The sequence below is a fragment of the Chryseobacterium tongliaonense genome (assembly GCF_041224435.1).
Taxonomy (GTDB): domain Bacteria; phylum Bacteroidota; class Bacteroidia; order Flavobacteriales; family Weeksellaceae; genus Chryseobacterium; species Chryseobacterium tongliaoense.
Window position 1 is genome coordinate 36,128 of the sequence record NZ_JBGFFD010000002.1, and the last position, 19,066, is coordinate 55,193.

Annotated in this window: 19 protein-coding genes; 12 read left to right on the top strand and 7 right to left on the bottom strand. The window is 35.7% G+C overall.

The window, feature by feature from the left end; translation table 11 throughout:
* The 8 genes from AB8P06_RS04515 (at position 1) to AB8P06_RS04550 (ending at position 8,686) form a co-directional block, all read left to right on the top strand.
* Positions 1–1,407, top strand: coding sequence for a M28 family peptidase (locus tag AB8P06_RS04515; protein ID WP_369838485.1), 1,407 nt, complete (start codon positions 1–3; stop codon positions 1,405–1,407).
* A 1-nt stretch (position 1,408) separates the two neighbouring features.
* The gene (locus AB8P06_RS04520) at positions 1,409–2,767 is read left to right on the top strand and encodes a M20/M25/M40 family metallo-hydrolase (RefSeq protein WP_369838488.1); all 1,359 of its coding nucleotides are present in this window, start codon (positions 1,409–1,411) and stop codon (positions 2,765–2,767) included.
* Between the two features lies 1 nt (position 2,768).
* Positions 2,769–4,130 (top strand): M20/M25/M40 family metallo-hydrolase, encoded by a 1,362-nt coding sequence (locus AB8P06_RS04525; protein ID WP_369838491.1) that lies wholly within the window; start codon positions 2,769–2,771, stop codon positions 4,128–4,130.
* Positions 4,131–4,188: 58 nt separating this feature from the next.
* Complete coding sequence (locus AB8P06_RS04530) at positions 4,189–4,560, top strand: helix-turn-helix domain-containing protein (protein ID WP_369838493.1); 372 nt, start codon at positions 4,189–4,191, stop codon at positions 4,558–4,560.
* 708 nt (positions 4,561–5,268) lie between these two features.
* Complete coding sequence (locus AB8P06_RS04535; RefSeq protein ID WP_369838495.1) at positions 5,269–6,642, top strand: hypothetical protein; 1,374 nt, start codon at positions 5,269–5,271, stop codon at positions 6,640–6,642.
* 27 nt (positions 6,643–6,669) lie between these two features.
* A complete protein-coding gene (locus AB8P06_RS04540; protein WP_369838498.1) occupies positions 6,670–7,245 on the top strand; it encodes a DUF6705 family protein in 576 nt (191 codons plus the stop codon).
* Between the two features lie 79 nt (positions 7,246–7,324).
* A complete protein-coding gene (locus tag AB8P06_RS04545; protein WP_369838500.1) occupies positions 7,325–7,903 on the top strand; it encodes a DUF6705 family protein in 579 nt (192 codons plus the stop codon).
* Positions 7,904–8,101: 198 nt separating this feature from the next.
* On the top strand, positions 8,102–8,686 hold the full coding sequence (locus tag AB8P06_RS04550; RefSeq protein ID WP_369838502.1) for a DUF6705 family protein: 585 nt from the start codon (positions 8,102–8,104) through the stop codon (positions 8,684–8,686).
* A gap of 337 nt (positions 8,687–9,023) precedes the next feature.
* On the opposite strand, the gene AB8P06_RS04555 is transcribed toward AB8P06_RS04550, so the two are convergent.
* The 6 genes from AB8P06_RS04555 to AB8P06_RS04580 form a co-directional block, all read right to left on the bottom strand.
* Positions 9,024–10,196, bottom strand: coding sequence for an aspartyl protease family protein (locus tag AB8P06_RS04555; RefSeq protein WP_369838505.1), 1,173 nt, complete (start codon positions 10,194–10,196; stop codon positions 9,024–9,026).
* Between the two features lie 173 nt (positions 10,197–10,369).
* Complete coding sequence (locus tag AB8P06_RS04560) at positions 10,370–11,110, bottom strand: GLPGLI family protein (RefSeq protein WP_369840022.1); 741 nt, start codon at positions 11,108–11,110, stop codon at positions 10,370–10,372.
* Between the two features lie 559 nt (positions 11,111–11,669).
* Positions 11,670–12,245 (bottom strand): hypothetical protein, encoded by a 576-nt coding sequence (locus AB8P06_RS04565; protein WP_369838508.1) that lies wholly within the window; start codon positions 12,243–12,245, stop codon positions 11,670–11,672.
* Positions 12,246–12,316: 71 nt separating this feature from the next.
* On the bottom strand, positions 12,317–13,354 hold the full coding sequence (locus AB8P06_RS04570) for a peptidylprolyl isomerase (protein ID WP_369840025.1): 1,038 nt from the start codon (positions 13,352–13,354) through the stop codon (positions 12,317–12,319).
* A gap of 78 nt (positions 13,355–13,432) precedes the next feature.
* Positions 13,433–13,942, bottom strand: a complete 510-nt coding sequence (locus tag AB8P06_RS04575; RefSeq protein ID WP_369838511.1) for an FKBP-type peptidyl-prolyl cis-trans isomerase — start codon at positions 13,940–13,942, stop codon at positions 13,433–13,435.
* Positions 13,943–14,033: 91 nt separating this feature from the next.
* The gene (locus AB8P06_RS04580; protein ID WP_369838514.1) at positions 14,034–15,107 is read right to left on the bottom strand and encodes a branched-chain amino acid aminotransferase; all 1,074 of its coding nucleotides are present in this window, start codon (positions 15,105–15,107) and stop codon (positions 14,034–14,036) included.
* Between the two features lie 85 nt (positions 15,108–15,192).
* Between AB8P06_RS04580 and mnmC2 the strand changes: the two genes are divergently transcribed.
* Positions 15,193–15,867, top strand: a complete 675-nt coding sequence (gene mnmC2 / locus AB8P06_RS04585) for a tRNA (5-methylaminomethyl-2-thiouridine)(34)-methyltransferase MnmC2 (RefSeq protein ID WP_369838516.1) — start codon at positions 15,193–15,195, stop codon at positions 15,865–15,867.
* Between the two features lie 152 nt (positions 15,868–16,019).
* Positions 16,020–16,436 (top strand): NUDIX domain-containing protein, encoded by a 417-nt coding sequence (locus AB8P06_RS04590; RefSeq protein ID WP_369838519.1) that lies wholly within the window; start codon positions 16,020–16,022, stop codon positions 16,434–16,436.
* Between the two features lie 20 nt (positions 16,437–16,456).
* Here AB8P06_RS04590 and AB8P06_RS04595 read toward each other — a convergent pair whose 3' ends face one another.
* Positions 16,457–17,161, bottom strand: coding sequence for a DUF4294 domain-containing protein (locus AB8P06_RS04595; protein ID WP_369838522.1), 705 nt, complete (start codon positions 17,159–17,161; stop codon positions 16,457–16,459).
* 51 nt (positions 17,162–17,212) lie between these two features.
* Between AB8P06_RS04595 and chrP the strand changes: the two genes are divergently transcribed.
* Both chrP and rpe read left to right on the top strand, forming a co-directional pair.
* Complete coding sequence (gene chrP / locus AB8P06_RS04600) at positions 17,213–18,286, top strand: chryseobasin maturation metalloprotease ChrP (RefSeq protein ID WP_369838525.1); 1,074 nt, start codon at positions 17,213–17,215, stop codon at positions 18,284–18,286.
* Between the two features lie 94 nt (positions 18,287–18,380).
* Positions 18,381–19,031: a ribulose-phosphate 3-epimerase gene (gene rpe / locus AB8P06_RS04605; protein WP_369838527.1), complete on the top strand. Its 651-nt coding sequence runs from the start codon at positions 18,381–18,383 to the stop codon at positions 19,029–19,031.
* The last annotated feature ends 35 nt before the right edge of the window (positions 19,032–19,066 follow it).

Consider the following 19,066-nt stretch of genomic DNA (forward strand, 5'->3'; position numbering starts at 1 on the left):
ATGAAAAGAATCTTCATTATAATACTTCCACTCTTTTTGAGTGGATTTTTATTTTCTCAAAAAAAACCTCAGAAAAAACCAGCTAAAAAATTAACCGTTGCCAAGTTCAACTACCATGATGAATTTAAAAAGATCTCTGATGAAATCTTAAGCAATGGCACCGCCTACGAAAATCTTGGAGAGCTGACCAAAGGAATAGGTCCGCGTTTCAGTGCTACACCCGGGTATGAAAAGGCCACGGAATGGGCCGAAAAAAACCTGAAGGAAGCCGGTGTAGAAAACATCTGGAAACAGGAAGTAAGGGTTCCGGTCTGGATAAGGGGCCGGGAATCTCTGCAGATAAAAGCAGGTAATGGAGACTGGAAAAATATCAGGATGCTTTCTTTCGGAAACTCAGAGGGAACCGGTGGAAAGGATCTTTCTGCAGAGATCCTGCTGGTAAATGATATGACAGAGCTTAATAATTTGACTTCTGCCCAGGTAAGAGATAAAATCCTTTTCGTCAATTCTCCCATCGATCAGAAAATCGTGAATACGGTAGATTCTTACCTGATTGCAGCAAAATCAAAATTACTTTCAGCCTCTATCATTGGTAAAAAAGGAGCAAAAGGTTTAATTATACGGTCATTAACAACAGCTTCGGATGATGTTCCGCATGCCAAGATGATTTATTATGAGCCGGATGACAGAGCCCGGATTCCTGCACTAACCATCGGGGTAAAATCGGCAGATGAGCTGGAAAAGCTGTTAAAAAAGCAGACCGTTAAGGCCAGGTTAAACATGTCCGCCGAATCAAAAGGCGAAACCATTAATCATAATATTATCGGAGAAATTCCAGGAAATAAAGATTCCAAAGTGATCGTTCTCGGAGCCCAGCTCGATTCCTGGGATTTTGCAGAAGGTGCCCATGATGACGGCTGTGGCGTTGTACAGTGTATTGAAGTGCTAAGAACGCTGAAAGCTTTAGGATTTACAAATAACCACACGATACGTATTGTATTGTATGCCAACAGTGAAAATGGCGGCCAGGGAAGAGAATCTTATGCAGCCTACGTTAAAAAGAAAGAAGAAAAACATATTTTTGCTTTGGGAACAGATTCCGGGGGATATTCTCCGAGAGGGTTTTCATTAGATATGCCGTCACAGCGCAGAAGGCTCATCTTTGAGTGGAAAAACTACTTCCTGCCGTATGGTATTTATGATTTTGACCAGACCTATGCCATACAGGATATCTCCCCGTTGAAAAAGCTTGATATTCCTTTGGCAGAGCTTGTAGTAGATACCCAGAGGTATTTTGACTACCATCATTCTGTAGAAGATACTTTCGATAAAGTAAATAAAAGAGAACTCCTGTTAGGGGCAGTTGCCATGACCCAATTGATTTTCATGGTTGATAAAAATTGGTAATATGAAAAAGATTATCACCTCTTCACTACTCCTTCTCAGCATGGCCGTATTTAGCCAGGCTAAAGAAGACTCTATACAGTTCAGTAAGATTTCTACAGAAATCCTGAATCATGGAAAAGGATATACAGAACTGAAAGATTTAACGAAAAATATAGGCAACCGTCTGAGCGGTACCGAAGCTTATGAAAAATCGGTACAGTGGGCTGCCCAAAAACTCTATGATGCAGGCGCCGATAAAGTATGGCTGCAGGAAGTGATGATCCCGGTTTGGGTAAGAGGAAAAGAATCTCTGCAGATCAAAACCGCCAGCGGAAAATGGAAGAGCCTGAAAATGCTTTCCCTGGGAAATTCTGAAGGAACAGGCGGAAAAGACGTTTCGGGAGAGATCATTATGGTAAAATCCATGGAAGAATATGATCAGCTTCCTGCTGAAAAAGTAAAAGACAAAATTGTTTTTTTCAATCACCCTTTCAATCAAAGTAATGTACAGACTTTTATCGCTTACCGGGATGCCGGAGCTTACAGGCGTACAGCAGCTTCTTTAACAGCTAAAAAGGGCGGTAAGTTTGCGATCATCCGCTCATTATCTTCTGCTTTTGATGATGTTCCGCACACAGGAGCCATGCGCTATGAAGATGATATGGCAAAAATCCCTGCAGTCGCCATAGGAAATACTACTGCTGACGAACTCGAACAATTGCTGACCAGTCAAAAGATAACTGCCAAACTTAATTCCAATTGCGGTATGAAAGGAGAAAAACTTTCCCACTCCGTGATCGGGGAAATTACGGGTAAAAAAGATAAAAGTGTCATCGTTGTAGGCGGACATTTAGATTCCTGGGACGTAGGTGAAGGTGCACACGACGACGGAGCCGGAATTGTACAGAGCATCGAAGTGATCAGGACATTCAAAAAACTGGGAATCAAAAATAACCATACCATCCGCGCCGTATGTTTTGCCAACGAAGAAAACGGAACCAAAGGAGGCAAACAATATGGAAAAACAGCAAAAGAAAATAATGAGAAACATCTTTTTGCCATAGAATCTGATGCCGGAGGTTTTTCACCACGCGGAATTTCATTGGAAATGGATGATAAAAACAGGGAACAGATCAAAAATTGGGGAAACCTGTTTATTCCTTACGGGGTTTATAATTTTGAAGGAAAATATTCAGGATCGGATATTGCCCCGCTTCATGAGATGGGAGTGCCCACGGCTGAGCTGGTACCTGATCCGCAACGTTATTTTGATATTCATCATACGGCAGAAGATACTTTTGAGAAAGTAAACCGCAGAGAGCTGCTTCTGGGCTCTGTAGTGATGACACAGCTTATTTATATGATAGACAAAAATTGGTAATATGAAAAAGATATTAGGAACTACCCTGTTGCTTCTTGGCATGACCACATTATTCGGCCAGGCTAAAGAAGACTCCATACAATTCAGCAAGATTTCTACAGAAATTCTGAATCACGGAAAAGGATACACAGAACTGAAAGATTTAACGAAAAACATAGGTCACCGTTTAAGCGGATCAGACGCTTATGAAAAGGCCGTAAAATGGGCAGAGCAGAAACTCCGTGATGCAGGTGCGGATAAAGTATGGCTGCAGGAAGTGATGATCCCGGTTTGGGTAAGAGGAAAAGAATCTCTGCAGATCAAAACCGCCAGCGGAAAATGGAAGAGCCTGAAAATGCTTTCCCTGGGAAATTCTGAAGGAACGGATGGAAAAGACATTTCGGGAGAGATCATTATGGTAAAATCTTTGGAAGAATACGAAAAGCTTCCCGCTGAAAAGGTAAAAGATAAGATCGTTTTCTTTAATTACCCGTTCAGCCAGTCGTTTATAGAAACTTTCAGAGGATACGGTGACGCTGCAAAATACAGGGTTACAGCCGCTTCCCTTACCGCTAAAAAAGGTGGAAAATTTGCGATCATCCGCTCATTATCTTCTGCTTTTGACGATGTCCCGCACACCGGAGCCATGCGTTACGAAGATAATATCACTAAAATTCCGGGTGTTGCCATAGGAAATACCACGGCAGACGAGCTGGAAGCTTTATTAAAATCTGAGAAGATCACAGCCAAGCTCAACTCCAACTGTGGAATGAAGGGTGAAAAGCTGTCTCATTCTGTGATCGGAGAAATCACAGGGAAGAAAGACAAAAGCGTGATCGTGGTAGGCGGACATTTAGACTCGTGGGATGTAGGTGAAGGTGCCCATGATGACGGAACCGGAATCGTTCAGAGTATCGAGGTGCTCAGAACATTCAAAAAATTAGGAATCCAAAATAACCATACCATCAGAGTTGTATGTTTTGCGAATGAGGAAAACGGATTGAAAGGCGGAATACAATACGGAAAAGCAGCAAAGGAAAACAATGAGAAACATCTTTTTGCCATAGAATCTGATGCCGGAGGTTTTGCCCCGAGAGGAATCTCCCTGGAAATGGATGATGCGAAAAGAAACCAGATCAAAGGCTGGGCAAATCTTTTCATTCCTTACGGTGTTTATAATTTTGAAGGTACTTATTCCGGGGCAGATATTTCTCCGCTTCATAGTATGGGTGTTCCTACGGCAGAGCTTGTTCCCGATTCTCAGAGGTATTTTGATATTCATCATACTGAGGAAGATACTTTTGAAAAAGTGAACCGCAGAGAGCTGCTTCTGGGTGCTGTAGCAATGACACAGATCATCTATATGATCGATAAAAACTGGTAAGACGCAATACCAAACAACAATTTTCTTTATATTTGTGCAAAGCACATATCAGATCATTATGGAAAAGCTAAGAAATCTAAGAAAGCAAAGAGGATACACACAGGAATATATGTCTAAGATCTTATCAACAGATGTTTCCAACTATTCCCGAAAAGAAAGTGGAGATGTGAAAATATTTGATGATGAATGGGAAAAACTGGCAGAAGCTTTAGATGTTCCTGTAGAAGATATAAAAGAAGAAAGAGCAGCTACGATAGTACAGAACAATGATAACTCAACTTTTAGCGATCATGCTTCCGGTATAAATTATAATCATTATTATAATATTCCTGATTATATGCTGGAAAATCACAAGGAGTATATTAACCTGTTGAAAGAGCAGATTGAATCTCTGAAACAGGAGCTGGAAAAATTCAAATCTGAAAATTAAGCTGTTAAAAAAACAGATCATACCCATAAAAATACTGCTTCACTGAAGTGGTATTTTTTTATTGATTGATCATAAAACTTTTAAAATAGTAAACAATTATTTTAACGCAAAGATTTTAATAAATAACCCTCATATTCTAGTTAGCAAAGAAGAAATCAACAAAGTTGATTTTATTAAGCGTGCGCTTCATCGACAAATTTCTTTGCCATCTCTTTGCTATCCTAATCCTGTACAAGCCTATAATCATCTTTGCGTTTAAATATTCTCATCAGGTTAATCGCAAAGGCGCAAAAGTTTTAAAATAGCTACAGTTTTTTAAGACGCAAGAATAAATAAAATGCTATTTATCTATAATCTTTGTCATTTCGAAGGAATCTAATAAGACCAAGATTCCTCTAATACTGGTTGATTTTGTTCCGTGCTTCATCCCCATTAACCAAGAGTCCATATAATTCAAATAAATACGACACGTTCTGTCGCCTTCTATAACTACATTTACAGCACCAATTTAGAGGAATAAATAGTATTTCTATAAAATACTTCCCTGAAAGATGATAATAACTTATATTTAGCAACTTAAAAACCAAAAATTAAATGAAAAACAAATTTTTTCTATGGTTATCTCTGTTGATAGCCCTTTCCAGTACCTTATAATCCTGCAGAAATGAAGATTTGCTTTTAAGCGACAAAAAAGAAAATCAAAAAAGTATGTATTCTAAAATCCTCCATTATCAGGATCTTGTGAAAAACAAAGCTGTTTTTGGTGAACTTATGAAAATTACCAAAAATGATGATGATTCACAAACTTCAAAACAATATGTCGACGAGGAAAACGGATTTACAGTAGATCTTGACGACTACCTGTTTATAGAAGATCCGAAGGGACAAAAATCTTACACTTTTAAAATCACCGAGATTGATCCGAAAAATAATAATCCTGATATTTTAGAAAATCTTGTATTAGTAGAAAAAGGAGAAAATCTTTTTGAAAGCTATATTTTCCAATATGAAAGGGATGTTCAACTTAATTATTTTAAGTCTGAGGAAGATCTGATACAAAATCTTAAGCAGAAAGTGAAAATTTTCGGTTTGGGTGAAAAGAGAAATATTGAAATCAATTCTAAAATTGCTCTTTGTGTGGGAGTTACTGCTACTTATGTGGAACAACCGGGAACAGCGTGTGCATCTGGGCAGCATTCGTATGAAGACGGAAGCGCATGTGCGTATTGGGGAACTACAGATATGGCTCTTCCCGGATATGGTAGACATTTCGTATATACATTCGATGCAGCAGATTGTTATGGCGGGGGTGGAGGAAATCCTTCTTCGGGAAGTGGCACTACGGGACCATATAATGGAGGAGGAAGTGGAACAGGGACGATTAATAATCCTTGCGAGAAAACCAAAGCTGTGCTAGCCAAAGCTAATGTACAGCAAGGAATCAATAATGTAAAGGCTAACGCAAAACAAACACTTAGCAATCCGTCTACAGGAGAAATAGGATTTAAAGAAAAGAAAGATGGCACTGTAGTTCCGGCAGATGTTAATGCAGATCATAAAGTTGTATATAATAATGTTACAGATGGATATGGCGGTTATCATAATCATACTGCTTCAGGCATTCACATGGTATCACCTCCAGATATAGTAGATACATTGTTTGGATTTGCTGCAGCTCAAAGCGTGGCTGATGGTGTAGGAAATGCTTATTACGGTATGATAGCTGCAGAATCTTGTAGTACTTGTCCTAATAGTATAAAATATGTACATTACATTATACGTTTTGCAGGGACTGGTACAGAATTAGGTGGATTTGTATTTTCGGAAATACAGATGAGAAAATTTAAAGAGAAATATGCTGAAAATGCTAGTGACTTAAAAGAACCCTTATTAAATGGGACTACTTACACTAATAGTTTAGGCTTATTAAATGAAAAGGGATTGGAAAAGCTTTTCTTTGATACTTTAAAAAATATGGGTCTTACAAGGAAAGTGAATTTACAACGTGTAGATGATAATGGATCTTTATATAATATAGTACAAGATAGTACAGGTAATATTACTGCTGTGCCTTGTCTTTAAATGAATTTAATTAAAAAATAAATAGATATGAAAATAGCATATTTTAAAACGGTAATAATATTATTAGGATTAACAGTAAGCTCGATCTCCTGTAAAGCACAAACGTTACCATTAAATACAGCATTAACAAATATTCCTAATAATGCCTATGTAAAAGATACCAACAATGAGTTATTACCTTATGTTGGGACCTATAAAACCAATTTTCAAGGAAAAGAAATAACACTTTTCATTACAAAAGAAGAAAATAAAGTAGTGGATTATGGTGATCAACAATTTCACAGAGATGCTTTAGTAATAAAATATATTGTAAAAAATTCTTCAGGTACAGTTTTGCAAGATACCAAGAATAGTAATACACTGGTAACTGAATTTCATAGTACTAAAATAAGATCTACCCAAAATTCAATAATATTTTATTATGGAGGTACAAATTGTGGTGTAGGGTGGGGAGAAATTAATTTAAAGAAGATCAATGCTACACAAATCTCATGGGAATATCATCCAAATGATATTGTTACTACGGCAAGTAAATGTCCACCTAATTTAGATACAACAATTTATTTACCCGAAACAAAAGATTTAATATTTACAAAACAATAGAATAGAATAGAATAAGGCCTCTGTAATTGAGGGCTTATTTTGAAAAAATGTCAATATGAGGTTTTATTAAGATGAAAAAATGAAAATAACATATTTAAAAACAGCAATAATATTGTTGAGCATAACAACTTTAAGCTCATTATCCTGCAAAGCCCAAATGTTACCATTAAATACAGCATTAACAGATATTCCTAATAACGCTTATAAAAAAGATTTAAATAATGAGCTTCCTCTGTATGTAGGAATCTATAAAGCCAGTTTTCAGGGAAAAGAAATTACATTATATATTACGAAAGTTGAAAATGTTTTACAAAAGAGTTCTCTTAAAAATTATTATTCAGATGTTTTAGATATTAAATATATTGTTAAGAATTCTTCTGGAACTGTTCTTCAAGATACAAAGAATAATAGTAATCCGCTAATTAACCTATTTAGTATTAAACCAAGACCTGATATAAATTCAATCATTTTTTTCTATAGTGGTACAAATTGTCGTGTGGGATGGGGAGAAATTATTTTAAAGAAAATAAATTCTACTCAGATTTCATGGGAATACCGTCCCAATGACATAATCCTTGATAATAGTAAATGTCCAAATGGTACAGACATCAATATCTACTTACCTGAAACAAAAGATTTAATATTTACCAAACAATAAGAAAAGCCTCCAATTATGGGGGCTTATTTTAGCATTGCCGAAATTGACCTTTTTTTTCAAAGCTCTTAAAGACATGGGGTTAGATGGTAAAATTAATTTACAAAGAATAGAAAGTAACGGAACAATACAAAATATTAATTTAGATGCTAATAATAACCCAATCGCAACACCATGTCCATAACAATTAAAGTAAAAAATGTGAAAACAATAAATATAAAAACATTAATTTTTTTAAGCCTTTTAATTAATATATTATCATGCAAAGCGCAAGAATATCCTTTAAATATTGATTTTAGAAATATTCCAAATTATTCGTATCTAAAAGATATAAATAATGAACTAACACCTTTTGTTGGGACTTATCAAGGTCAATTCAACGGCAATCAAATTACATTATTTGTAACTAAAGAATCTCATAAGTTGATAGATTATGTAGATCAAAAATTTTACAGAGATGTTCTGCCTATTAGATTTATTGTTAAAAATGCTTCTCAAGTTGTTTTACAGGATACTAAAAATATGAATTTTCAATCTAATCAAGTTCAACATACTATTTATAGCACAATTATTAATCCATATCAAAATTTATTGATGTTAACTTACGGAGGAACAAACTGTGGTGTTGGTTGGGGAAGTATACGGTTGAAAAAACTCAATGCTACCCAAATTTCATGGGAGTATCGTCCTAATGACATGATTTTGGATAGCAGTAAATGCCCGGATAGTACTAATATTAATATTTACCTTCCTGAAACAAAAGATTTAATATTTACCAAACAATAAAAAAAGCCTCCAATTATGGGGCTTATTTTGAGCATTGCCGAAATTGAGAAATACTAAAAGTAAAGTTTCAATAGGTTTTCAAAAGTAATGTTTATTGTTTTGATTAGAACATAAAATTTATGAATCTAAAGAACAAAAACAAGAGTGGTTAATTTATTACCTGCTTTTTATTTTATATTTGAATTATAGATTTACGATTTTTCTCTTCATTGACACAAATATTGACACTTTTATTTTAATTATTTTTAATGGTTGTATCTGGTAAATAATATGGTAAGACTATCCTTTCCCCGGTCATTTCGACGAGGAAAAAATATTACAATAAGATTAATGAGATTTAAATACCCGTCTGTAAATATTCTTTTTTATCCAGCTTAAAATCCATGCGTTTTCCGTTTCTTTTCACCGTTACATCTACGGTCTGCAAACCTCTTTCCAGCCTGTTGATAAAATAATGGCAGGCTCCTTCTCTATCCAGGTTTTCAAGATTTACCCCATTGATGCTGATAATAGAATCTCCAATTGCCAACGGAAGATCTCCACCCTGGAATACCAGTGAAACCATGGGTTTTGCATCGATGAAACGGTATCCGAAACCGAAAGATTCAAATTTCGACGGTTCGTTGATGATGCGTCTCATGTACATCTTATTGTTCTTCCAATCCATGATGAAAATGTAATCTTTGAAAAAATCATTTCCAATCAGGTTTGAATTTCCGGTCATCACCATTTCATTGGTAAAACTTTCGTTGCCTATTGAAAGTTTATCTGTCCGGAAAATATAACCTACCTCCGGTTTCCCTGCCCCGAATGCTCCCACGGCATTGGTTCCATAGGTTTCAACTGCCTGCTTTACTTTTTTGGGATCGTAGTTGTTTTCTGAAACTTTCAGCCTTCCTGTAAACCCGGTATCAAAACTCAGGCTCACATTCCTGTCTAAAATCCTGGTTTCTACCACTGGTGTTTTTTGTGGTTTGGTCTCAAACGGGATGACCATTTTATAGCCGCTTATATCAAAATTGGCTAAATCTGTGGTAGCTTCCAATGAGTTTTCAGAATAATTGACCCTCCAAAACAGCTTTGCCATCTGGTTGGCGCCGAGAATTCCATCGATTTTAAAGCATCCCAATTCGGAAATAGTCAGATCCATCACCATGACTCCGATATTTTTAAAAACAACGTTATCAACCGTCATTTCCGGCAGTTGGGTAAAAATCTGTTCCTGTTTGTTTTTCTGTGAGTCTTTTACTTTGCTTTTATGCTTTTTCTCGAGATTCAGTTCTGTATAGATTCCATTGGAAATCACTGTCGGTGCCCCGGAATCAAAAAGAAAATTATATGTTTTTCCGTTGATATTCACCTTGACAAAAGGCAGATCACTCGTAAAGTTTAAATTGATCTTCTCAACTGGATTTTTAAGCTGCACTTCCCCATCTTCAAAGAATTTTTTCCCCTGCGCGGAACTCAAAATGACACAAAAAACGAAAAACAGAATTGAGATTTTCTTCATGAAATTATTTTAAGCTAAAATAGGGAAATTTGTAAAGTTTTATATATAATTGCCTTTTCTTTTTAATTATCCCGCGCTTATATTCAATATTTTTATCTGACTATATCTCAAAAAAATAACTACTAAAAAGGTTCCTATAAAAGTCTTTTTTAGTAAATATATTATACTGAATTTTATTCTAAGGAATTATTATATTTTCTTTTGTTTTCTTCAATCATTTTTCTATACTCCGGATTGTTTATTTTTCCTTGATATGGGTCATTCATATATTCTTTTCTCTTTGATATAAATTGATCTTTAGATATAATTAAACCTTTTTTTTGCTCAATGGGTAAGCTAGTTTTATTTATCGATATAAGCTCAAAACCTATATAATTATTTACTTCATTGATCTTTAATATTAATCCGGGAAGCCCCCTAAATTTATAAGGTCCATCACTAATTGGAATATCATAAGTAAACCAAGCTACAAACTTTTTTCTTCCTATATTTACAACTGCTTTATTGCATTTATAGCCTCCGATAGTAGAAATACTTTTATTATCAATCTGCCAATCAAGTTTATCAGGACTCTTATAGGTATAATAATTTCTACCTAAATAATTTGATATATAGGTTTTGTTTTCATCTTTATAAACATTATGCTTTACCTTAGATTTAGGAAGTGAGCCAGGATCAACAATATTTCCGGTCTTCATTGCATCTTCCAGTTTTTCCCTAAAGCCATCCACGGCAATCTTATAATTTTCACTATAATATATAGATTTTTTTCCGTTAGTTAGCAATACCATAGGCTCATATATTGTAGACGATTTATCCAGAGTATCTTGTACAAAAGAATAATTATACTTTACCTCAATTTCTGAATAATCTTTTTTTTCCTGACCTTTCGCATAGTTAAACAAAGAAATAATACAAAAATTCTAAAAAGTAGTTTCATAGGTATTTGAAATATTATAATTAAATAGGCTGTCTTTTAACAGCCTATTATTTTTTCATTATGTCATTGGATTTTCATAGCTGGAATGTCCACAATCTTGATTGTTATACATTTCCCATTCATTGTAAAGGCAATCACTTGAATCAAATTCAGAATCAAAAACTGTTTGATAAGTAGTTCCACAAATAGTTTTTATGGTTACCAAATAACGTGTCAAGGTAAAAAAGTGTTTTGCTTTTCTTTACTAGAACCAGAAGCGTTAGAGGTGTTTTCTTTAGCACTAATAAGTCCAGCAAGCATAAATGCAGAAAGTAATAATAATTTTTTCATTGTTATGTTTTTTAATGATTAACAGTTTAAATATATAAATATTTTTTAATTCACCAAACATTGGAGTTAAACTCAAGAATATGAAAAACATGCTTTATTTCTTTGATAAAAATTTAAAGTATCATAGAATTGGGAACAAGCAATAACATGATAATGATTCACAAAAAAAACCACCCTTCCGGGTGGCTTTAAAATATAAATTTCTAAAATTTATCAAGAATTTTCTGCGGCAAAACCTTCACCAATTCAGGTTTGTATTGCTTTTCAAGAATGACAAATTTCCACTGTTTTTTGTCTTTGGAAATGGCACAGGCTTTCATATAGGCATTGATGAGATAAGCTCCCTCACTGGCTAAATATTTCACATTATTTTTACCGTATTTGGATGCCAAAGCACTGCTGACTTTCTTTTTTATTTCGTCGTTCATTGCACTTACATTGCATTTCAGGCTAAACAGATAATTGAAAACAGAAAAATATTCCCCGTCAATCGGTTCCGGTTTTTCTACCGTCCCAAACTGCAGATTCAGCAGGTCAACTTTTATAAACGGATTATTATAGGTCATTTCCAGAATCTGTTTCATCTGGTCTTTTGGTACTACATTGAAGAACTTAGGATAGATACAATTGACAGCTTCATCTATCTTTTTATTTTTAATACTGTTGGTAAAATAAGTAAATGATTTTTTTATCGCCAGCTCATCGGTATTTACCTTGGTTTGGGCAAAAGATACCACAGAAAGCAGAACAAATAAAAATACGAGTAATTTGGTTTTCATTGTGATAATGGGTTATAGATTAATAAAAGCCATCCTTTCGGACGGCTTTTCAGTTTTTTATAAAGTTTCGATTACTGTACTTTTACAAGCTCAACATCGAATATCAACCATGCGTTTGGCGGGATCACTCCTCCTGCTCCTCTTTCTCCGTAGCCCATTGCCGGCGGGATCAATAAAGTAGCCGTTTCACCTTCTTTTAATAATAAGATACCTTCATCCCATCCTTTGATTACTCTTCCCATTCCGATAGGAATTTCGATAGGCTCATTTCTTTTGAATGAAGAATCGAACTCAGTTCCGTCTACCAATTTACCTGCATAATGTACAGATACGTTATCACCTGCTTTTGGAGCTTTTCCGCCCGTCGTTTTAGTGATTTTATAGTATAATCCGGATTCTGTTTTCTGCATTCCTGCTTTTAAATCCTCAACCATTTTCAACTGGTTTGCTTTGAACTCTTCTTCTTTTTTCTTTCTGTCAGCTTCTTCTTTTGCTAAATAAGCTTTGTTGTTTTCAGCAATTTTAGATTTTCCTTCGTTGAAAGTTTTTGCAGCATCGTAGTTTTTGTACTCATCACCTTTACTGAAAACAGCAACTTTTTCCAATACCACATCCGTTTTAGGCTTATCCTGAGCTCCTTTTTCTACGTTGGCAATTGCATCAATTACATCGTTACCTTTTACCACTTCTCCGAAGATCGTGTGCTTTCCGTCTAACCAAGGTGTTGCCACTTCAGTGATGAAAAACTGGGAACCGTTTGAATTAGGCCCTGAGTTTGCCATTGATAAAATACCTTTACCCGTATGTTTAAGGTCGTTTCTTTCGTCCTCGAATTTATATCCCGGATCTCCCATTCCTGTTCCCTGAGGATCACCGCCCTGGATCATGAAATCTTTAATTACTCTATGGAAAATCGTTCCGTCATAAAAAGGAACTCCTTTAGCCTTAGCTTTGTTATCAATTTTTCCTTCTGCAAGACCAACAAAATTAGCCACAGTAACAGGCGATTTTTTGTCTTCAAACTTTACAATCAGGTTTCCTTTGGAAGTTTGAAGATTAGCATAAAGTCCGTCTTTAAGACCTTCGTAAGTTTCTTTGTCTACGTTCATTTTTTTATAAATTGGTGTACAACTCATCAGCGAAACACTTGCCGCTGCCAGAATTATATTCTTGTTAAACAATTTCATTTATTGAGCTTTTAATTTTATGATTAAAGGGATATCGTTATCTATTTTTTTCTCGTCGCCATACGTTCCGTACGCCAGAGCAGATGGAACCAAAATCGTAACTTCCTCACCATCATGTATAAAACGCAAAGCATTTTCTACTGCCTTTAATTCATCAAAGTGCCCGAATTTGGCATCTTTTCTTTCAATCGGTTCATCATAGATTTTGGTCTGGTCAAAATCATACAGTTCATAAGAATAAGAGATCAGCGAGTTATCCGGTCTCTTTTCTCTCAGGTCAAAACCTTCGGTACTTACCCAGTAATTAAGCTTGGTAGGATAATATTTTACAGACTGCCCATTGATCCATTCCTGGATGTGCATTCTTTCCTGAGCATTCAGGTTTTTCATCCTGTTCTTGGAAACATCAAGGTCATTCTGGCTTAAAACCCCGCCAATTGGCGGATGAACCTGGTTATTTCTGTTGCAGCTCAACAGTCCCAATACCGATATGAAGAGTATTTTTTTCATAAACTTTTGCGAAAATACACATTTCACAGGATATAAAAAACAAAAAAAGCCAAGAATATCCTGGCTTTATATAATTATCTGTTGTAGAGATTTACGCAGTTTCAAGAACGTTTTTCTCTACCAGTACTCTCCATCCGAAAGAATCTTCAGTAAGATTGGTCTGTATATTTACCAGATCATTTTTAAGAATTACAGCATAGCTTTCTTCATCAGAAAGTTTAGGCAATGCCAATTTTTCGTTGTTATATCCTAATGCCTGGAAAACAGTAGTCACTACTGCAGTTCCCACACCCCAAACTTCTTTTAAAGTTCCGTTTTTCTGGGCGTCAATAACCGCTTTTACCGGGATCGGTTCTACTTTTACTTCAATACCTCTTTTCTTAGCCAACTGAAGGAAGCTGTCTCTGGTAACTCCATCAAGGATTTTTTCAGAAGTCGGTGGCGTATAAATAGTATCATTGATTCTAACGAAAACGTTCATTGTACCACTTTCTTCAAAAAATTCGTGAGTAGCATCATCCGTCCAGATGATCTGATCGTAGCCTTCTTCGATTGCCAACTGAGTCGGGTAGAAAGAAGCCGCATAGTTTCCGGCAGCTTTAGCCGAACCTACTCCACCGTTGGCCGCTCTTGAATAGTGATCTGAAATTTTTACGGAAACAGGCTCTGTATAATAGCTTTTTGCAGGGGTTGCTACAATAGCAAACATATATTTTTCAGCTACTCTAGCTTTTAAAGCTTCTTCCGTAGCAAAGATCAATGGTCTGATGTATAAAGACATCCCTTCTCCCTGAGGAATCCAGTTTCTGTCGATATCCACTAATGCTTTTAAACCATCCAAAAACATTTCTTCCGTTACCTCAGGCATTGCAAGACGCTTTGCCGACTTGTTGATACGTTCAAAATTCTTTTCAGGCCTGAAAAGGAAAACCTGCCCGTCTTTGTCTTTATAGGCTTTCATACCTTCAAAACAAGCCTGTCCGTAGTTTACACCCATCATTGCAGGGGTAAATGCTAAAGGACCATAAGGAACTAATTTTACATCGCCCCACTTTCCATTCTCATACTCGCATATGATCATATGATCAATAAAAGTATTTCCGAATGAGAAATTATTTGGGTCGAATGTAGAAATTCTGGAATTCTCTGTTTTTTGAATTATCATTTCTAAAATTTTTTATGATGTTCTACAAATTTAATATAATTTTCTAAATATAAAAGTTTTGGAGTAAATTTGAAAAAAAAATAGCTTGAAAAGAGAAATTAAGACCACAAACGACGGCAGTAAAACATTGTTTATCAATGATTTAAATGAAAACTACCATTCTCATCACGGAGCACTTCAGGAAGCAGAACATGTGTTTATCAAAAATGGATTGAATTTAGTAAATGATTACGAAATTAATATTTTAGAACTCGGTTTTGGAACAGGTTTGAATGTTTTGGTTACAATTAATGAATATTTAAAAACTGACAAAAATCATATCATCAACTATTTTTCACTGGAAAAATATCCCATAAATGAATCCGAAATAGAAAATTTAGCCTATTTCGAGCATTTTGATAACCCAGAATTCAAAGAAATTTATCAAAAAATTCATCAGGCGGATTGGGAAAAACCGGTTGAAATCATTAAAGACTTTCATCTGAAAAAGATACAGTGTGACTTCTTTGACCTGAAAACCATAGACTTACCTAAAATCAATCTTGTTTATTATGATTGTTTCGGCGCAAGAGTTCAGCCTGACCTCTGGGAAAAGCCTTTATTTGAACTGGTTTCCGACAAAATGGATATTAACGGATTATTAACGACTTATTCTTCAAAAGGAAGCGTAAGAAGGATTCTTCAGGGGCTTAATTTCAAAGTGGAAAAAAAACAGGGCCCACCGGGGAAAAGGGAGATGATTAATGCGGTAAAACTTTAAGAGTTGTGAGTTATAAGTTATGAATGATGAGTTAAAATCAGGATGCTTTTAATAATAAAACTCACCAACTCAAAACTTATAACTTATAACTCATAACTCATCATTCATAACTTTAATTAATTTCCTTAATTTAGCTATACAAAATATTATATATGATAGACAACATCAACGTCAGAGTCTATGCCTGTGCTGTAAAAGAAAAAAAAGTCTTAACCCTCTTTGAAGAATATGCAGGAGAACCTTTAATGAAATTTCCCGGCGGCGGACTGGAATATGGAGAAGGATTACTGGAATGCTTACACCGTGAGTTTGATGAAGAGCTGAATGTGAAAATAGAAATCGTAGAACATTTTTATACGCAGGAAAATTTCCTGGTTTCACGTTTCAGAGAAAATGAACAATTGCTTACCATCTATTATATTGTAAACATTATTAATGAAGAAGATTTCCTGATCCTCGATCCATGCATTGAAAAAACAGAATGGATCGACATCGACAGACCCGGGAATCCGTTCCCTTTACCGATAGATCAAATTGTATTCGATAAATTAAAAGAAAAATACCTGTAACTGCTTACAGGTATTTTGTTTTATTTATTTACTTTAAAATCTTTTGCTCCGGGGTAAGGCTGAAGGTACCCTGAGTTCCAGTTAGACTGCAGCAATGACTCTATAAATTCGTCGGTTCTGTTTTTATGTGGGTTATACTGGTCTTTAAGATCGATATCTGCCATTTTACCTTTTACATTCCACCAGAAAGCACTCCATCCGCCTCTCATTTCTTTAATAATTTCATAGACGTTTTTTCCGGTTGCCCTGTTCATCAGCTTGGCAAAAACCTGTCCTTCTGTTGTGGTAAGGTCTCTCAGCTGTTTTTCATATTGATCGGCAAGCATATTCTGTCTGTCTCTTACATATTTTCTTTTGGCTTTACTGTCAAGGTTTGTCATTTCTCCCTGAATATCCCTGTACTGCTGTAATGCTGTTAAAAACAAAGGATAAACCCTGTAAAGTTTTTTATTAAGAAAATAATAATAATTTTTATCGAGCTGGTTATTGAATTTCGGTTTATTCAATAAAACCAATTCATCCATCACCACTACTGTTTCACCATTTATTTCATAGATCTTGGCTTTCTGCCTTTCATCATAGTAATATTTATTCCCAAATTCATCTACTCTCAGTTCTTCCTGCGGATATTGACTCAGAGGCTTGGCGATAATCGAATCTTTTTGCCCGGCAATACTGACCCCAAAAAAGAAAAGAAAAAGATAAATAATCTTGTTAAAATTCATTATTTTTACGCTTATTAGAACAAAATCTGACCGCAAAAATCATTCCCTTTTATGAAATTTGAAAAGAAATCTTTGAAATTTTTAGAAAAATATCTAAACACATCATCACCAACCGGTTACGAACACAGAGGACAGGAAGTCTGGATGGATTATATCAGACCTTATGTAGACAAAATAGAAATAGATCATTACGGGACCTGCTATGGGATCATTAATCCCGAGGCTGAATTTAAAGTTGTCATCGAAGCACATGCTGATGAAATCTCATGGTACGTGAATTATATTACGGATGACGGCCTTATTTATGTGATCAGAAACGGAGGTTCAGATCAGACTATTGCACCTTCAAAAGTAGTTCATATTCACGGAGAAAACGGTATTGTAAAAGGGGTTTTCGGATGGCCGGCAATCCATACAAGGTCAAATCAGAATGAACCGACCCCAAAAATCGAAAATATATTCATCGACTGCGGCGCTACTTCCAAAAAAGAAGTTGAAGAGCTGGGAATCTTTGTAGGATGCATGATTACTTATCCTGACGAGTTTTTCGAAATGAATGACCGCTATTTTGTCTGCAGGGCCTTAGACAACAGAATCGGCGGTTTCATGATTGCTGAAGTAGCCAGGCTTTTAAAAGAAAATAAAAAAACAATTCCTTTCGGGTTGTACATCACGAATTCAGTACAGGAAGAAGTGGGCTTATACGGTGCAGACATGATTGCAGATACCATTAAGCCCAATATTGCCATCGTTACCGACGTTACCCATGATACGACCACTCCAATGATCGAAAAGAAGAAAGAAGGAGACCAGAAGTGTGGCAACGGACCTGTTGTTTTCTTTGCACCCAGCGTTCACCACACTATCAGAGAGCTGATCATTGATACGGCAAAAGCTAAAAAGATACCTTTCCAGAGAGCAGCAGCAAGCAGGGCTACCGGAACGGATACCGATGCATTTGCCCATTCCAACGGAGGTGTACCAAGTGCGTTAATTTCCTTACCTTTGCGCTATATGCATACAACGGTAGAAATGGTTTCAAAAGAAGATGTAGGAAACGTCATCAAATTGATCTACGAAACCGTTTTGAAGGTAAAACCGGAAATGAAACTGAAATATCATTAAGAGAAACAAGATGCAAGAAACCGGATTTTTATTTGTAAATATCCAAAATAAGTCTTGTTTTGGCTCTTAAGTCTATCTAATTATAAAAGTAAAAATGAAAACGAAGCTTATTGCTCCTTCCCTTTTATCCGCAGACTTCGGGAATCTGCAAAGAGACATTGAAATGCTTAACAACTCCCAGGCCGACTGGTTCCATATTGATGTAATGGACGGGAAATTTGTACCCAACATTTCATTCGGTTTTCCTGTGATGAAAACAGTTCAGCAGCATGCCAAGAAATTTGTAGATGTACATTTAATGATCGTTGAACCTGAAAAATATGTGGAAGAATTCATCAACCATGGTGCAGATCTGGTTTCCGTACATTATGAAGCCTGTACTCACCTTCACAGAACCATTCATCATATTCAGAGCAAAGGTGCCAAAGCGGGCGTCGTATTGAATCCTTCAACACCGGTTTTAATGCTTGAAGACATTATTGCTGATGTAGATCTGGTATTATTGATGAGCGTAAACCCGGGATTCGGAGGACAGAAGTTTATCGAGAATACGTATAAAAAAATCGCAGAAACTAAAGATTTAATTTTAAGCAATAACTCTACGGCATTAATTGAAGTGGATGGCGGTGTAAATTTAGACAATGCTTCCAAGCTTTTCGAGGCCGGAGCTGATGTACTGGTTGCCGGAAATGCAGTTTTCTCTTCAGAAAGTCCTGAAAGAACCATTGAGCTTTTAAAAATTTAAAGTTTACTTACTTTATCATACGGAAAAAGGCAGCT

Excerpts from the sequence above, each read along its gene's own strand:
- AB8P06_RS04525 (WP_369838491.1), top strand. The coding sequence starts at position 2,769 with ATGAAAAAGATATTAGGAACTACCCTGTTGCTTCTTGGCATGACCACA.
- AB8P06_RS04520 (WP_369838488.1), top strand. The coding sequence starts at position 1,409 with ATGAAAAAGATTATCACCTCTTCACTACTCCTTCTCAGCATGGCCGTA.
- AB8P06_RS04535 (WP_369838495.1), top strand. The coding sequence starts at position 5,269 with ATGTATTCTAAAATCCTCCATTATCAGGATCTTGTGAAAAACAAAGCT.
- AB8P06_RS04580 (WP_369838514.1), bottom strand. The coding sequence starts at position 15,107 with ATGATAATTCAAAAAACAGAGAATTCCAGAATTTCTACATTCGACCCA.
- AB8P06_RS04595 (WP_369838522.1), bottom strand. The coding sequence starts at position 17,161 with ATGAATTTTAACAAGATTATTTATCTTTTTCTTTTCTTTTTTGGGGTC.
- AB8P06_RS04555 (WP_369838505.1), bottom strand. The coding sequence starts at position 10,196 with ATGAAGAAAATCTCAATTCTGTTTTTCGTTTTTTGTGTCATTTTGAGT.
- AB8P06_RS04530 (WP_369838493.1), top strand. The coding sequence starts at position 4,189 with ATGGAAAAGCTAAGAAATCTAAGAAAGCAAAGAGGATACACACAGGAA.
- rpe (WP_369838527.1), top strand. The coding sequence starts at position 18,381 with ATGAAAACGAAGCTTATTGCTCCTTCCCTTTTATCCGCAGACTTCGGG.
- AB8P06_RS04570 (WP_369840025.1), bottom strand. The coding sequence starts at position 13,354 with ATGAACGTAGACAAAGAAACTTACGAAGGTCTTAAAGACGGACTTTAT.
- AB8P06_RS04590 (WP_369838519.1), top strand. The coding sequence starts at position 16,020 with ATGATAGACAACATCAACGTCAGAGTCTATGCCTGTGCTGTAAAAGAA.
- AB8P06_RS04515 (WP_369838485.1), top strand. The coding sequence starts at position 1 with ATGAAAAGAATCTTCATTATAATACTTCCACTCTTTTTGAGTGGATTT.
- AB8P06_RS04540 (WP_369838498.1), top strand. The coding sequence starts at position 6,670 with ATGAAAATAGCATATTTTAAAACGGTAATAATATTATTAGGATTAACA.
- chrP (WP_369838525.1), top strand. The coding sequence starts at position 17,213 with ATGAAATTTGAAAAGAAATCTTTGAAATTTTTAGAAAAATATCTAAAC.
- AB8P06_RS04565 (WP_369838508.1), bottom strand. The coding sequence starts at position 12,245 with ATGAAAACCAAATTACTCGTATTTTTATTTGTTCTGCTTTCTGTGGTA.
- AB8P06_RS04545 (WP_369838500.1), top strand. The coding sequence starts at position 7,325 with ATGAAAATAACATATTTAAAAACAGCAATAATATTGTTGAGCATAACA.
- AB8P06_RS04575 (WP_369838511.1), bottom strand. The coding sequence starts at position 13,942 with ATGAAAAAAATACTCTTCATATCGGTATTGGGACTGTTGAGCTGCAAC.